13 protein-coding genes are annotated in these 14,502 nt (G+C 66.9%); 7 read left to right on the top strand and 6 right to left on the bottom strand.

Annotation, left to right across the window (positions count from 1 at the left end; translation table 11 throughout):
- Positions 1-16 precede the first annotated feature (16 nt).
- The 4 genes from kdpC to FBY39_RS16575 are packed head-to-tail and all read left to right on the top strand — an operon-like array spanning position 17 to position 4,091.
- Positions 17-628: a potassium-transporting ATPase subunit KdpC gene (gene kdpC, locus FBY39_RS04510; protein ID WP_141930558.1), complete on the top strand. Its 612-nt coding sequence runs from the start codon at positions 17-19 to the stop codon at positions 626-628.
- Positions 629-666: 38 nt separating this feature from the next.
- Positions 667-3,201 (top strand): DUF4118 domain-containing protein, encoded by a 2,535-nt coding sequence (locus FBY39_RS04505; protein ID WP_141930555.1) that lies wholly within the window; start codon positions 667-669, stop codon positions 3,199-3,201.
- Positions 3,198-3,875, top strand: coding sequence for a response regulator (locus tag FBY39_RS04500; RefSeq protein ID WP_141930553.1), 678 nt, complete (start codon positions 3,198-3,200; stop codon positions 3,873-3,875). The genes FBY39_RS04505 and FBY39_RS04500 overlap by 4 nt, the downstream gene beginning before the upstream one ends.
- A gap of 12 nt (positions 3,876-3,887) precedes the next feature.
- The gene (locus FBY39_RS16575; RefSeq protein WP_141930552.1) at positions 3,888-4,091 is read left to right on the top strand and encodes a hypothetical protein; all 204 of its coding nucleotides are present in this window, start codon (positions 3,888-3,890) and stop codon (positions 4,089-4,091) included.
- Positions 4,092-4,299: 208 nt separating this feature from the next.
- On the opposite strand, the gene FBY39_RS04490 is transcribed toward FBY39_RS16575, so the two are convergent.
- The 3 genes from FBY39_RS04490 to FBY39_RS04480 are packed head-to-tail and all read right to left on the bottom strand — an operon-like array spanning position 4,300 to position 6,611.
- On the bottom strand, positions 4,300-5,196 hold the full coding sequence (locus tag FBY39_RS04490) for a TerC family protein (protein WP_141930550.1): 897 nt from the start codon (positions 5,194-5,196) through the stop codon (positions 4,300-4,302).
- A 54-nt stretch (positions 5,197-5,250) separates the two neighbouring features.
- Complete coding sequence (locus FBY39_RS04485; protein WP_141930547.1) at positions 5,251-6,231, bottom strand: SRPBCC family protein; 981 nt, start codon at positions 6,229-6,231, stop codon at positions 5,251-5,253.
- 2 nt (positions 6,232-6,233) lie between these two features.
- Positions 6,234-6,611: a helix-turn-helix transcriptional regulator gene (locus FBY39_RS04480; RefSeq protein WP_141930545.1), complete on the bottom strand. Its 378-nt coding sequence runs from the start codon at positions 6,609-6,611 to the stop codon at positions 6,234-6,236.
- A gap of 22 nt (positions 6,612-6,633) precedes the next feature.
- Here FBY39_RS04480 and FBY39_RS04475 point away from each other — a divergent pair, with 22 nt between their 5' ends.
- A complete protein-coding gene (locus tag FBY39_RS04475) occupies positions 6,634-6,858 on the top strand; it encodes a hypothetical protein (RefSeq protein ID WP_141930543.1) in 225 nt (74 codons plus the stop codon).
- Position 6,859: 1 nt separating this feature from the next.
- On the opposite strand, the gene FBY39_RS04470 is transcribed toward FBY39_RS04475, so the two are convergent.
- On the bottom strand, positions 6,860-7,417 hold the full coding sequence (locus FBY39_RS04470; protein WP_141930541.1) for a TetR/AcrR family transcriptional regulator: 558 nt from the start codon (positions 7,415-7,417) through the stop codon (positions 6,860-6,862).
- 71 nt (positions 7,418-7,488) lie between these two features.
- On the opposite strand from FBY39_RS04470, the gene FBY39_RS04465 reads away from it, so the two are divergent.
- Both FBY39_RS04465 and FBY39_RS04460 read left to right on the top strand, forming a co-directional pair.
- A complete protein-coding gene (locus tag FBY39_RS04465) occupies positions 7,489-8,202 on the top strand; it encodes an MBL fold metallo-hydrolase (RefSeq protein ID WP_141930539.1) in 714 nt (237 codons plus the stop codon).
- 259 nt (positions 8,203-8,461) lie between these two features.
- Complete coding sequence (locus FBY39_RS04460; protein WP_141930537.1) at positions 8,462-10,978, top strand: hypothetical protein; 2,517 nt, start codon at positions 8,462-8,464, stop codon at positions 10,976-10,978.
- Between the two features lie 74 nt (positions 10,979-11,052).
- On the opposite strand, the gene FBY39_RS04455 is transcribed toward FBY39_RS04460, so the two are convergent.
- Positions 11,053-11,973: an ROK family protein gene (locus FBY39_RS04455; protein ID WP_141930535.1), complete on the bottom strand. Its 921-nt coding sequence runs from the start codon at positions 11,971-11,973 to the stop codon at positions 11,053-11,055.
- Between the two features lie 14 nt (positions 11,974-11,987).
- Positions 11,988-14,480 carry a glycosyl hydrolase 2 galactose-binding domain-containing protein gene (locus FBY39_RS04450; RefSeq protein WP_141930533.1) on the bottom strand — a complete coding sequence of 831 codons (2,493 nt, stop codon included), beginning with the start codon at positions 14,478-14,480 and terminating at the stop codon, positions 11,988-11,990.
- Positions 14,481-14,502 lie beyond the last annotated feature (22 nt).

Here is a 14,502-nt window from a genome sequence, read left to right as displayed (position 1 = left end):
TCCTGGAGATACGCACATGGCCACTTCAGCCCGCACCACCCTCCGCACGACGAGCGTCGCCGTTCGCGCGATGCTCGTCTTCACCCTCGTGCTCGGCATCGGATACACGGCCCTCATTACGGGGATCGGGCAGCTTCTCCTTCCCTGGCAGGCGAATGGATCGACGGTGCAGAACGCGGCCGGCGAGACCGTCGGCAGCTCCCTCATCGGACAGTCCTTCACCGACGCGGAGGGGGACCCGCTCCCCGAGTACTTCCAGTCGCGCCCGTCCGCGGCCGGCGACGGCTACGACGGCGGTGCTTCGAGCGGATCGAACTGGGGCCCGGAGAACGCCGATCTCATCTCGGCGATCGAGGACCGACGAGCCGCGATCGCGGCGTTCGAAGGGGTCGACCCGTCCGACATCCCCGCGGACGCGCTGACCGCCTCGGCCTCGGGACTCGACCCCCACATCAGCCCCGCCTACGCCCAGCTCCAGGTGCCGAGAGTGGCGGCCGAGCGCGGCCTCGACGAGAACGTCGTGCGCGATCTCGTCGCAGCGCACACCGAAACGCGAGACCTCGGCTATCTCGGCGAGCCGCGAGTCAACGTGCTCGAACTCAACCTCGCCCTCGACGCGGCGGAGTGACCCGTCGTGTGCGCCGCGACCGGACGTAGGGTGAGGTCATGAAGCGCGGGCGGCTCAGGGTGCTCCTGGGAGCGGCACCCGGCGTCGGCAAGACCTACGAGATGCTCGAAGAGGGCAAGCGACTGCTCGGCGACGGGGTCGATGTCGTCGTCGCCGTCGTCGAGACGCACGGGCGTGCGGCAACCGCGGCGATGCTGGAGGGGCTCCCGCTCATTCCGCGCCTGCACGTCACGCATCGCGGTGTCGCCCTCACCGAGATGGATGTGGATGCCGTGCTCGAACGGCACCCCACGATCGCCCTCGTCGACGAACTCGCGCACACCAATGTCCCCGGTTCGCGCAATGCCAAGCGCTGGCAAGACGTCGACGAACTGCTCGACGCGGGGATCGACGTCGTCACGACCGTCAACGTGCAGCACATCGAGTCGCTCAACGACGTCGTGGAGCAGATCACGGGTGTCGCGCAGCGAGAGACGATTCCGGATGCCGTCGTCCGCGGCGCCGATCAGATCGAAGTGATCGATCTTGCACCGCAATCGTTGCGGGATCGCCTCTCGGCGGGGTCGGTCTACCCGGCCGAACGCGTCGATGCGGCGTTGTCGAACTACTTCCGCCTCGGGAACCTGACAGCCCTCCGCGAACTCGCGCTCCTGTGGCTCGCCGACGAGGTCGACAGCGCGCTCAAGGCGTACCGGGCCGAGCACGGCATCGAGGGCACGTGGCAGGCGCGCGAGCGTGTCGTCGTCGCCCTCACGGGTGGCCCCGAGGGAGAGACGCTGCTGCGCCGCGGCGCTCGGATCGCCGCGCGGTCGGCCGGCGGCGAGCTCCTCGCCGTGCACGTCTCGACGCAGGACGGCCTGCGGATGGGGAGCCCCGGAGCGCTCGCGGCGCAGCGGGCGCTCGTGGAATCTCTCGGCGGCACCTACCACCAGGTCGTCGGTGACGACGTGCCCCGCGCACTCGTCGACTTCGCGCGGTCGGTCAATGCGACGCAGCTCGTCATCGGCGTCAGTCGTCGCGGCCGGTTCGCCGCCGCGTTCACGGGCCCGGGCATCGGCGCGACCGTCATCCGCGAGTCAGGCGACATCGACGTGCATATCGTGACGCACGCGTCGGCCGGCGGACTGACGCTCCCTCGTCTGTCCGGGGGCGCGCTGAGCGTCAAGCGGCGGCTCCTGGGCTTCGCGCTCGCCCTCGCCGCGGGACCGCTCCTCACGTGGCTGCTCGTGTCGATCCGCACGGAGGACACGATCACGACGGACGTGCTCGGGTATCAGCTGCTCGTCGTGCTCGTCGCGCTCGTCGGCGGCATCTGGCCCGCCCTCTTCGCCGCCGTCATGTCGGGACTCACGCTCAACTTCTTCTTCGTCGACCCGTTCTACACCGTCACCATCTCCGATCCCCGCAACGCGTGGGCGCTGGCGCTCTACGTCGTGATCGCCGTCTTGGTCAGCTTCGTCGTGGACCGCGCCGCACGCGCCGCCCGCATGGCGCGGCGTTCCGCGGCTGAATCCGACCTGCTGGCGACGGTCGCGGGCTCCGTCCTGCGCGGCGAGAGCGCGCTCCCGGCAATGATCAACCGGACGCGCGAATCGCTCGGTCTCGCAGGAGTACGGCTCGTCGGCGCCGACGGCGACATCCTGGCGGTCGACGGTGAGCCGGTTCGCGGCGGCGCCTTCGAAGCCATCCAGGTCGGCCCTCCCGGCACGACCCCCCGCGCCGTGCTGGAGCTGCACGGAAAGACACTGGATGCCTCCGACCGCCGGCTCGTCGATGCGATCGCCGCCCAGCTCTCCGCAGCGCTCGAGCACACCGATCTGACCGCGACAGCCCGCGAGGCGGACGCTCTTGCCGAGACGGACCAAGTGCGCTCCGCACTGCTCTCGGCGGTCAGCCACGACCTACGGCGTCCGCTCGCGGCAGCGGTTGCCGCGATCGGAGGGCTCCGCGCCGCAGGCCTCGAGCTGTCGGCATCCGATCGTGAAGAGCTTCTCGCGACGGCCGACGAGAGCCTCGCGACTCTGACCGCCCTCGTCACCGACCTGCTCGACGTCAGCCGCGTGGAAGCGGGTGTGCTGGCCGTGTCGCTGTCACCTGTCGACATGGCAGGCTGCGTGCTGGCGGCGCTCGACGAGCTCGGGCTCGGACCCGACGACGTCGAGCTCGCACTGGACCCCGACCTGCCGCCCGTGATGGCTGATCCCGTCCTCCTCCAGAGGGTTCTCGTGAACGTCCTCACGAACGCGCAGCGTCACAGCCCCGACGACGCGCGGGTGCTCGTGTCGACGAGTCGGCTCGGCGGAACGGCTCAGATCCGCATCGCCGATCGCGGTGCCGGCGTGCCACAAGAGCGACGGGACGACATGTTCTCGCCCTTCCAACGCCTGGGCGACAGCGACAACACGACGGGTCTCGGCCTCGGCCTCGCGCTCTCGCGCGGCTTCACCGAGGGAATGGGCGGTACGTTGACCCCTGAGGACACCCCGGGTGGTGGCCTCACGATGGTCATCGCCCTTGCCGTCGCCGGCGATGCGCCGGAGTATCGGGAGTCCGCCACGGAGGTCACCGCATGAAGATCCTCGTCGCCGACGACGACCCGCAGCTCGTGCGCGCGCTGCGCATCACGCTCGCAGCCCACGGGTACACCGTCGTGGCCGCCCCCGACGGCGCGGCGGCCATCGCGCTGGCCGCCAAGGAGCATCCCGATGTCGTCATGGTCGATCTGGGGATGCCGCGACTCGACGGCATGCGGGTCATCGAGGCGCTCCGAGGCTGGACGGATGCCCCGATCATCGTCGTCTCGGGCCGGACCGGGTCGGCGGACAAGGTCGATGCGCTCGACGCGGGAGCAGACGACTACGTCACGAAGCCCTTCCAGATCGACGAGCTGCTCGCACGACTGCGCGCGCTCGGCAGGCGTGCGGCGTCATCCGTCTCCGACCCTCTCGTCGCGTTCGGCGATGTCGAGATCGACCTGGCGACCAAGACCGTGCGCCGCGGCGGTCAGCCCGTGCACCTCACGCCGACCGAATGGCGGATGCTGGAGTTCCTCGCCCGCAATCCGGGGAGCCTCGTGACGCGGCAGACGCTGTTGAAGGAGATCTGGGGCACCGATCAGGTGAGCGACTCCGGATACCTGCGGCTGTACATGTCGCAGCTGCGGAAGAAGCTCGAAGTATCGCCGAGCATGCCCGTGCACCTCCTCACCGAGCAGGGCATGGGCTATCGCCTCGTCCTCGACGGCTAGGACTGCTCACTGTTGGAGCGCAGGCGGGTCCTCATCGTCCTGGGACAGGCGAACCTATTCGGAAGGATCCTCACTCCGCGTCTCCCCGCGCCGGGCTACCGGTTCGTCCTCGACGCGTGGCAGCCGGCCAAGCGCTGTCGTCTGACGAGCTCACACGAGTTCCACCGATCACCCGACATTGCAACGGGCGGCACCCTCTACGAACGGATCCCGTGAGAATTCGGGCGGCAGCCGTGCGGATTCCGTCAGGGTCGACTCCGGCCGTCTCGCTCCGGCGCACGATGGCTGTCATGCCTGCCCCATCGACGCTCGCTCCCACCGCCGCCCGTCGCACCACGTGGGGAGGCGCGAGTCCTACGACGCCCTCGCCGCGACGAACGCCCGTCCGTTCACGCGGCTCGGCACCGACCGCTGACCCCGACGCTCAGCCCAGCCCGTGGCGTTCTTCGCCCACGGGAGCGTCGCCCGCGACCGGCTTGCGGGAGAGTCCGACAGAACCAGACGTGGGATCCTTCGACAGCGCCGCAGCGACGGCGACCGACTCGTCGACGTCGGGGTACTGCGGCCGCAGCTGCACCGCATTCCGACGCTTGCTCTCGCGCTTCGCCTTGCGCGACGCGTAGATGAGGTTGAGTGCCTCGACGAGGATCGCGAAGGCCATCGGCGCGTAGATGAGCGCCTTGTCGATTTTGATGCCGAAGCCCTCGGCGATGAGGAACACACCGATCAGCATGAGGAACGCCAGCGCCAGCATCTTCACCGTCGGGTGGTTGTTGACGAACGCGAAGATGAAGCGCGCAGCGAAGAGCATGATCCCGAAGGCCAAGACGACGACCGTGATGATGACGATGAGGTTCTCGGTCATGCCGACGGCGGTGATCACCGAGTCGAGCGAGAACACGAGGTCGAGGATGAGGATCTGCGTGATGACCGATCCGAACGTGATCGCCTTGCGTCCGCCGCCGCCGTGCTCTTCTTCGGAGCCCTCGAGCTTGTGATGGATCTCGGTCACGGCCTTGTAGACGAGGAAGAGCCCGCCCGCGATCAGGATGAAGTCCTTGACCGAGAACCCCATCCCGAAGAGGGTGACGACGTCGTCCTTCAGGGTGATGATCCAGCCGGCGAAGAGGACCAGGATGACGCGCATGAGCATCGCGAGCGTGAGCCCGAGATTACGTGCCTTCGCCTGCTGCTCCTTGGGGAGCTTCGAGGCGAGGATCGAGATGAAGATGACGTTGTCGACCCCCAGCACGACCTCGAGCACGAAGAGCGTCAGGAAGACGGCGATGAGGTCGGGAGTGAAGGCGAAGGAGAAATCCACGCCCTCATCGTAGGGCCGCGGGATGCCGTCACCCCGCAGCCCTACGATGTGAGATCACGCGGGGATGAGTTCGCGCTCGAGGCGCGCGTAGCTCGCTTCCATGCCGTCGGTCATGCCTGTCGCGAGGACCATGTCGCGAGTCTCCTTGTCGGGGTACTCGATGAGGAGCGTGATGAGCGTCGCGCCGTCCTCTTCATAGAGGCTCAGATCGTTGAGCGTCGAGGGGAAGTCGGTGCCCGTCATGTGCTCCGTCGTCACGGCGCGGCGCGGTGGCTCGGAGACGAGCGTTTCGCCGTCGAACCCGAACGGCTCGCCCTCGGTGTCACCGACGGGCTCCCACGTGTACTGGTATCGGCCGCCGACCGAAGGGTCGACATCGCACACCGACATGCGCCATCCGTCGGGCCCGAGCATCCATTGGCGGAGCAGTTCGGGCTCCTGGTGTGCACGCCAGACAAGGTCGATCGGCCCTTCGATGAGGCGTGTGACCCGCACGTGCGTGTCGTCGAGGAGTTCGACCTGCGTGCCCTTGCCCTGCGCGTAGGCGCGGAGTCCTTCGAGGACACGGTCGAGCTGTCCCATCGCCATCGTCGCGCCCTCGACCATTCCCATGCCGACGAGCTGCTCGAGCGCCTCGGCCGAGGCGAAGTACGTCGTGCTGCGGAGTCGTGATCCTTCGGGAGTCGATTCGAACGCGAAGACCATGCGGCTCGCCGGCATATCGGTCGAGGGGTTTCCTTCCTCATCCGCGAAGGCATCGAGCACCGCGAACGACGATGACGGATCGATCTCGATGAACTCCCATGTGCCGCCACCGATCTCTCCGCGTGGGCCGGTCATGTAATAGTTCGCCCGCCCGCCGACCGTGAAGTCGAACGACGAGAACGTCGAGGGCCATCCGGGCGGGCCCCAGAAGCGCTCGAGCTGGCGCGGATCGGTGAAGACCGACCAGAGGCGGTCGACGGGTGCCGCGAAGTCGGCGGTCAGGGTCATCGTGAGCGCTTCGGGATCGGTGGTGACATCGGTGACAGGCATTGTCATGCTCCTTCTGGCGTGGGGTCGGTGGGTCGTGGGGGGTCGGGGGTCTCCGCGAGGAGGGCATCGAGGCGGTCGATCCGCTGACGCCAGAGTTCTTCATACCGGGCGAGCAGCGCGCGGGCTCGGGCGATCATGTTCGGATCCGCCCGGACAAGACGCTCGCGGCCCTCGGCGCGCTTGACGATGAGCTGCGCCGCCTCGAGAACCGAGACGTGTTTCTGCACCGCCGCGAACGACATGTCGTAGTCGGCGGCGAGCACCGAGATCGACAGTTCACCCGCGATCGTGCGTCGGAGGATGTCGCGTCGCGTGGCATCCGCAAACGCCTGGAAGACGCGGTCGATCTCGACATCGCTGAGCTCCTGATATGCAACCATTTGGTTGCACGTTAGCACTCGGATGCCGAGGCGACAACACCTATGTGCGTGCGCTGTCGAACTCTGCAGCTACGACGGCGACGAAGATGGCAAGAGCGACTCCCTCGCCCTCCAGCTGGAGGAGGCGCCTGACACCCAGTCACTGTGCCGCGTCGGCTCCGCGGGAGTCCTGTACGTCGACCTCGGCTTCACAGGCGACACGGTCTCCCGCCTTTCGGCACCCGCCAACGACTTCTCCGACATCTGAGTCACGTCGGGACCGACCGACCTTCGGGCTCTCGCTCGGGCAGGAGAGAGCCCACGAGGTGGGCGATGCCGTAGGCGTAGGCGTCGTCGAGATCACCGCCGAGACGGAAGGCCCCCGCGAGCTCCATCGTGACGAACCCCGTCGCCCACGCCGTCAGCAGCCGCGCGGCATCCAGAGCGTGGTCAGGTCCGACGGCAGCCGCGGTGGCGCGCAGCACCGGCGCGCTCGTCGCCGCGAGCTGCTCGGCATCCACCAGGGTGGTGAACAGCAGGCGGAATGACTCCGGTCGCTCGCGCCCGAAACGTCGAAAAGCGAGGAGCAGGTCGGCGAGTCGTCCGGATGCCTCACCCAGACGACGCGTCAGGTCGGCAGCTGCGGCACCCCCGACGAGACCCAGGAGCGTCTCGCGATCCCGCACGCGCTTGTACAGCGACGGCGCCTTCACACCGACCGCCTGCGCGACGGCCTGCATCGTGACGGCCGCAACGCCGCCCGATTCGAGCAGGCGTCCCGCCGCGTCGACGATCTCGCCGAGTGACGTTCTCTCCGGTGTCGGCATGATCCCTCCCATGGCTATGGATGTAAGCTATCATAGCTAATGTTCGTAGCCATCCTGATGAAGGGCTCGCCATGAGACTCACACCGTCGCTCCACCGCATCGGCAACGACATCGTCGCCGCGTACCTCATCGTCACCCCCGACGGCATCACCCTCGTCGACGCGGGCCTGCCGGGCCTGTACGCCGACCTCGAACGAGAGCTGGACCTGATCGGCCGGACGCTCGACGACATCCGCGGCGTCATCCTCACGCACGGCGACAGCGACCACGTCGGTTTCGCCGAGCGCCTCCGTCGCGAGAACGGCGTCCCGGTCTTCGTGCACGCCGCCGATGCCGATCGCGCCCGCGGGGGCGAGAAGCCGAAGACGGCAATGGGGCGCGTGCGCGTGGGGCCATTGCTGCGCTTCGCCGCATACGGCATCCGCAAGGGAATGCGGCCTCAATGGCTCACCGAGGTGCACGAGGTCGCCGACGGCGACGAGCTGAACCTCCCGGGTCGCCCTCGAGTGATCAGCATGCCCGGACACTCCCCCGGAAGCGTCGCCGTCTTCTCTCCCCTCGCACGCGCCGTCTTCGTGGGTGATGCCCTCACCACACGACACGTGCTGACGGGTCGCACGGGTCCCGGCCCCGCGCCGTTCACCGACGACCCCGCCGAGGCGCTCGCCTCACTCGCACGCATCGCGGATCTCGACGCCGAGTGGGTGCTTCCCGGACACGGTCCGGCCTTTCACGGCTCGCCGTCCGCCGCTGTCGAGGCCGTGCTGGCGGTGGCGCGGCGGTAGCACCGCGGACACGATTGCAGGCCAAGAGACCGGCACGACCTCGACATCGTTCCTTCCGCTGGGGTCGACGGTGCGCAGGCCCCAGCAACGACGCGAGCTCTGCGGTTCCGACCTAAGTATCAGATTAACTTTCGTCATGTTTCGCGCGATCTATTGATTGTTTTCGCGCGAATAGTGGACGAAACTATCGGCTCTCAGTAGCCTGGGCTGCACCGCGGGCACCGGGCATCGCCCGAATGCCCCCAACAAGGGAGTTGACATGTCACTGCGTTCTCGCTGTGCCGCCGTCGCCGTCGCCGTCGCTTTAGTGCTGTCGGGGACGAGTGCGGCTCAGGCGTCTACCGCCGACCCGGACGGGGATGATCTGCCGATCTTCACCTCGACAGGTCCGATCATCGATCCGCTGACGACCGAAACATGGAACCCGACGAAGGAGTACATCTTCCCCACGATCTTCCACGCCGGGAAGTACCTCGACGATCCGCTGGGCGAGTGGTACTTCTACTTCGGACCGCACGACAACCCGGGCGGTATCAACCTGATGTACTCCGACTCGCTCGACGGTCCGTGGACGTTCTATCGGGACAACCCCATCGTGACGAACACGTGGGAGCCGCACTACGACGTCTCCCACGTCGCCGCAGCCGATGTCATCTACAACGAGGACCTCGACAAGATCGTCATGTACTTCCACGGCGAGAACACCACCAGTCGCTACGCAACCAGTGATGACGGGGTCAACTTCGATTACGGCGACGTCATCATGACCACCTCTATGTTCGGCCAGAACTCCTCGGAGGTCTCCTACGGTCGCGTCTTCGCCAACCCGGAGGTGGATAACCCGGCATCGGATGTCCGCGGATACGCCTGGGCCCAGTACTTCATGGTCAACGATCGCGACAACACTCGGCGAGTAGGCCTCGCGGTCTCCCACGACGGCATCAGCTGGGAGCCGCGATCGGGTTGGGTCGCCGAGCCCAACGTCGTGACCGGCCCGAACATTGCGCCCTCCGGCTTCTGGCAGTACGACGGTCGCAACTACGTACTCTTCCATGGAAGCGTGGGGAAGATCTTCGCCAAGCGGGTCGACGAGAACCTGCGCTCGTACGGCGACACCGAGGTGCTGTACGTTCCCGATGTCGTGCCGCCCGAGGCGGGTCGGTCGTCGTCTCCGCGAATCATCGAGCATGACGGCAAGACCCACATGTTCTACGAGGCGGGTGTTCGCAGCCACACCACGATCTTCCACGCGGTGCTCGATCCCGACGGAGTGCGCGACCCGCTCAACGCCCGGCCCTTCGACCCCATGTACGAACAGTGCCAGGCGGCCGGATCGGATGAGTTCGAGGCTACGACCCTGGGAGACCAGTGGACCACCGTGGGCGGGACGACGGACAGCCCACGCCTCGAAGACGGGGCGCTCGTCCTCGACACGGCCGTCGCGACGACGACGAACTTCGGTCGCGCACCGACCGTGCGTCAGCAGCTGCCCGTCGGACAGACGTGGGAGTACACGACGGAGCTCGAGTTCAACCCGACGCAGATCCACCAGCAGGCGGGTCTCTTCCTGCACCGCGATGACCGCAACAACGCACGGGCCGTCTTCGGGTGGGCGCGTCAGGGTGGCGAGGCTTTCCAGTTGCGGTTCGACTTCACGTGGAAGAAGGACAACGTCGACCGCTTCAACACCTGGGTCTGGCAGGACGCGTACTTCCCCGGAGACACCGCGGGAGATCGGGTCTGGCTGCGCCTGACCAACAACGGCGAGTTCATCACGGCGTCGTTGTCGACGGACGGACGCGAGTTCCTCAAGCTCGGTCAGCCGATCGAGACGGCTGCCCTCGCCCCGACGACCATCGGGCTCGGTGCAGCGCGCAGCACGGCAGAGATCGCGGAGATCCCCGCCGCGTTCCACTGGTTCCGTGCCACGCCCAACGTCGACGATCCGCTCTCGTGCGACCCGCCGGAGGCGCATCGCGCACCGACCGTCAGCGGCTCGGTGTCGGGCCGGACTGTCACCCTGTCCGCCCAGCCGTTCGGAACCGCGACGATCGCGAACTTCGGCTACACGATCAATGGCGGGCGTTTCGTGACCTACACGGGTCCGTTCGAGGTGCCGGGTACCGAGGCGGTCAGGATCAACTTCAGCGCGCGAGACTCCTTCGGCGCGAAGTCCGAGGATGGCGAGCTCCAGGTCCCCGCTCGAGTGACCGACACTCGGCCTCCGGAGGTGCGCCTCACATCTCCGACGGCGCACGGACCGTTCTCCGTCTTCACTCCGATCATCGAAGCGAGCGACGAAGCGGGGCTCGCGAAGATTGTGGCTGATGTCTACGACGAAGCCGGCGCACTGGTCGAGTCGACCCAGACTGCGGCATCGGGCGCCACGTCCGCGACTCACACGGCAACGATCGTGCTGCCCGATGGTTCATACACGCTGCAGTACACGGCTCATGACCTGGCGGGCAATGTCGCTGAGACGCAGACGTTCGGGTTCACGACCGATTCGACGAAGCCGACCGCAACGATCAAGTCGGGCGCGCGATACACCGTGCAGACGGGCGACTCGTACGAGATCATCTCGTTCAAACTGTTCGACGCGCAGAAGATCGATCGAGTCGTTCTGAACGGCACCGTGAAGAATCTGACGGACGACGCGTGGTCGGACGTCAACTTCATCACTCCCGGTATGTTCGGCGCAGTCGCCGGTGTCAACACGATGACGGTGCACGACGTCGCGGGCAACACGCGGACCTACACATTCACGCTCAACTGAGTTCGAGAGATGGGGCGGTGGCCGGAAAGCCGGCTCACCGCCCCATTTCTCATCCTCTGAACGAGCAAAGACGGCTACAGGACGAGCTTGGCGGCACCGACGAGCGGGCTGTCACGGCCGAGCCGAGCCCGGAAGATCTGCGATCTGCTGAGGAACGGGTACGCCGCCGACGAATCGCGTGCCTCGCGTACGAGATCGATGTAGTCGGATGAGACCCCGGCGAAGCCACCGCCGATGACGACGACGTCGATGTCGAGAAGCGCCGCTGCGGATGCGACGGCCGCACCGACCGCAGCGGCGCTGCGCCGAACTGCACGCACAGCGATGAGATCTCCGGCGGCATACGATGCACCGAGATCAGTTCCCGTCTGTCCGGTCCAGCCCTGTGCTCGCGCCCACCGAACGATGTTCGGGCCGCTCGCGATCCGCTCCACCGTCGCATCGAGCCCGTGGACGCCGGCCGGGGTGAATCCCGCCACTTCGATCTGCCCGATGTGCCCACCATTGCCGGTGCCTCCGAGTATCGGCCCGGAACGCGTGATGATCCCTCCCCCGATTCCCGTGGAGACGACCATCCCGAGCATGGTGTCATTGTCACGCCCCGCACCCAGCCAATGCTCCGCAAGCGCGATGCACAAGCCGTCGAGGGCCAGCTCCACACGCCCAGCGGCGAGGTTGTCAGGCAACGTCGCACGGACGACGTCGACGATCGGGAACGTTCGGGCGCGGGGCATGTTCAGCGGGGATACGGTTCCGCGCACGGCATCCAGCGGGCCCGCACTCCCCACGCCGACACCCTCGACCGTCGCGCCACGAGGCACGTGCCGCGCCGCATGGTCGAGGACGGACGTGATCGCTCGGCCGAGGCTCGTGTGGTCTGAGCGAGGTCCGGTTTCGGACCGCGCTCGAGAGCCCTCCACGACGGCACCGCAGCCGTCGACCACGGCCGCTTCGACCTTCGTACCGCCCAGATCGATCGCGATGGCCACTCGCATAGGTGATCTTTCGCTCACGAGCCGGGGGGAGGCTCGTTCTCTCTCAGGACGGCATCCAGATGGGTGACGACGTAGGGCGCGTGAACCGACTCGGCAGAGAGCACGTCAGGACAGTGCACGCGGAAGGTGGCGGACTCCCCGGGAAGCAGAGTCTGGAATCCCCGGTCGACCGTCGCCTCAGGATGGATGCGATCCGGCTGCACGAGCACGCCCCGCAGGACCTCGCGCGCCACGACCGTGATCTCCAGACCGTCGGCCACGCTCATGACGTCGATCGTCTCGTTCGTCTGCGCAAGTGGAAGGTCCTTCGGGTCGGCATCCCACCAGTAGGCACGCCTGCCGCCCGCATCCGCCACGATGAGTTCGCCACGGGAGGGGCCGAAGGCCGTCAGGGCGGGGGTGAGGGCGACCGCACCAACCGAGCGCAGGGGGACGGTCGTGGAGGTGATCTGCTCCGCGAGAATTCGTCCGGAAGTGTCGATCCTCGTGAGTGTCACCGTCGCATCCCAATCGTGGTCCGTGTCGTTGACGACGTGCAGAACGAGATCGTCCTGATGCGGCTCGATCGTCAGGATGCGGTCGGCGAAGGTGTCGCGCAGGGCGAAGTAGAGCGGCTTGAGGCGCCCAGCGCCATCGATCGCCGCCCAAGAGGTGACGGGCCAGAGGTCGTTGAGCTGCCACACGACAGCCCCCGCCGTGTGCGGCCAGGACGATCGCCAGTGACGGATGCCGGTCGTCACCGCCTCCACCTGCGTCAGCTGCGCGAGATAGTGCCACGCGTCGAAAGATGCCGGCTCGGGAAGGTGACGTGCGATGCCTCGCGCGAGCTTGCCATTGCCGTCCTCCGCCTTCTGGTGGTGGAGGACACCGGGAGAGTCAGGCGCGAGCGGATCATCGCTGATCGCATCACGCAGCGTTCGCCACGCCGGCGGGGACTGCCATCCGAACTCCGCCATGAAGCGCGGTCGCGTGGTCCGGTAGTCCACATAGTCGACTTCGTTCCAGACCTCCCACGAGTGCATCGTCTCGTGATCCGGATCGTTGGGATGGTGGACCCAGCTCCCCGACCACGGACTACCCGCCGAATACGGACGGGAGGGGTCGAGTTCCGCGACGATCTCCGGCAGCCACTCGCGATAGTAGCGCTCGCCCCACGTGAGAGTCCCGCCCTCCATATCTGCCCAGTTCTTCTCTTCGTGCAACCACAGGTTCTCGTTGTTGCCGTTCCAGAGGATCAGGCTGGGGTGTCCGGCAAGGCGACTGACGTTGTCACGCGCTTCCGCGAGAACCTCGGACCGGATCGGCTCCTCCTCGGGGTACGCCGCGCATGAGAAGAGGAAGTCCTGCCAGACGAGGATGCCCTGTTCGTCGCAGATGTCGTAGAAGTCGTCGCTCTCGTAAATGCCGCCGCCCCAGACGCGCACGAAGTTCACGTTCGCGTCACGGGCCTGAGCCAGCCGCCGCGCATAGTCAGAGCGCGAGAGCGTGCCCGGCAGGACGCTTTCGGGAATCCAGTTGACGCCCTTGATGAAGACGGGTGTCCCATTGATCGCGAAGGTGAACCGCGTGCCTGACGCGTCAGGCGACCGGTCGAGTTCGATGCGCCGGAAGCCCACCCGGGTCGACCGCGAGTCCAGGATGTCATCGCCGTCGCGCAGCGTCACGTCGAGAGCGTACAGATGAGGATCGCCGTAGCCGCGAGGGTTCCACGGGACGGCCCCGTCCACCTCGATGTCGACGACGACGTCTCCCCGACCGGTCTTCACACGCACGACCGTCTCGATGTCTGCGATGCGAACCACGAGGTCGATGTCGTGATCGCGACCTCGCTCGGTGCGCTCGATCTCGACATGCAGGGAAAGCGTTCCCGTCGTGCCATCGAAGTCGGTCAGAGGCCTCAACTCGGCGATGCGCGCCGTGCTCCATGACTCGAGCCGCGCACCACGCCAGACACCCGCCGTGACGAGGGTGAGCCCCCAGTCCCACCCGAAACTGCACGCCATCTTCCTCAGGAAGTTGAACGGCTCGGGATAGTAGGAGTTCGGGCGGGTGCCGAGCGCTGCTTCCACGCGCTCTGCCTCGGTGTATGCCGATGTGAAGTGCAGTGCGAGTGAACTCGCGCTGCGAGCAGTCTCGGTCACATCGAAGCGGTACCGGCGGTGCATGTTGCGCGTCGCGCCGACCTCCCTGCCATCGAGCTCGATCCTCGCAACGGTGTCGACACCGTCGAACACGAGATCGGTGCGCTCCGCGTCGTCGACGAACGGGGGCAGAGTGCGGGTGAGAATCCAGTCCGCGCGACCGACCCAGGCGACGACAAGCTCGTTGGCGTCGAGGTTCGGATCCAGGATGAGGCCAGCCTCCAGCAGATCCGCATGGACAGCCCCCGGCACGGTGGCCGGGATGTCCTGCCCGACGAGCGCTTCCGCCTGCGGGCTCAGGTCGGACGGACCTTCCGGATCGACTCGAAGCGTCCACGCTCCGCCGAGATCCTGTGTGCGAAGCATGGCTCCGATACCTCCTGTAGGG

This window comes from Microbacterium sp. SLBN-146, assembly GCF_006715145.1.
GTDB lineage: Bacteria > Actinomycetota > Actinomycetes > Actinomycetales > Microbacteriaceae > Microbacterium.
Note: the sequence above shows the minus strand (reverse complement) of the source record. Positions and strands in the feature narration are given on the sequence as shown.

Coding starts and splice junctions, on each gene's coding strand:
- kdpC (WP_141930558.1), top strand. CDS start 17: ATGGCCACTTCAGCCCGCACCACCCTCCGCACGACGAGCGTCGCCGTT.
- FBY39_RS04505 (WP_141930555.1), top strand. CDS start 667: ATGAAGCGCGGGCGGCTCAGGGTGCTCCTGGGAGCGGCACCCGGCGTC.
- FBY39_RS04500 (WP_141930553.1), top strand. CDS start 3,198: ATGAAGATCCTCGTCGCCGACGACGACCCGCAGCTCGTGCGCGCGCTG.
- FBY39_RS04485 (WP_141930547.1), bottom strand. CDS start 6,231: ATGCCTGTCACCGATGTCACCACCGATCCCGAAGCGCTCACGATGACC.
- FBY39_RS04480 (WP_141930545.1), bottom strand. CDS start 6,611: ATGGTTGCATATCAGGAGCTCAGCGATGTCGAGATCGACCGCGTCTTC.
- FBY39_RS04475 (WP_141930543.1), top strand. CDS start 6,634: ATGCCGAGGCGACAACACCTATGTGCGTGCGCTGTCGAACTCTGCAGC.
- FBY39_RS04470 (WP_141930541.1), bottom strand. CDS start 7,417: ATGCCGACACCGGAGAGAACGTCACTCGGCGAGATCGTCGACGCGGCG.
- FBY39_RS04465 (WP_141930539.1), top strand. CDS start 7,489: ATGAGACTCACACCGTCGCTCCACCGCATCGGCAACGACATCGTCGCC.
- FBY39_RS04460 (WP_141930537.1), top strand. CDS start 8,462: ATGTCACTGCGTTCTCGCTGTGCCGCCGTCGCCGTCGCCGTCGCTTTA.
- FBY39_RS04455 (WP_141930535.1), bottom strand. CDS start 11,973: ATGCGAGTGGCCATCGCGATCGATCTGGGCGGTACGAAGGTCGAAGCG.
- FBY39_RS04450 (WP_141930533.1), bottom strand. CDS start 14,480: ATGCTTCGCACACAGGATCTCGGCGGAGCGTGGACGCTTCGAGTCGAT.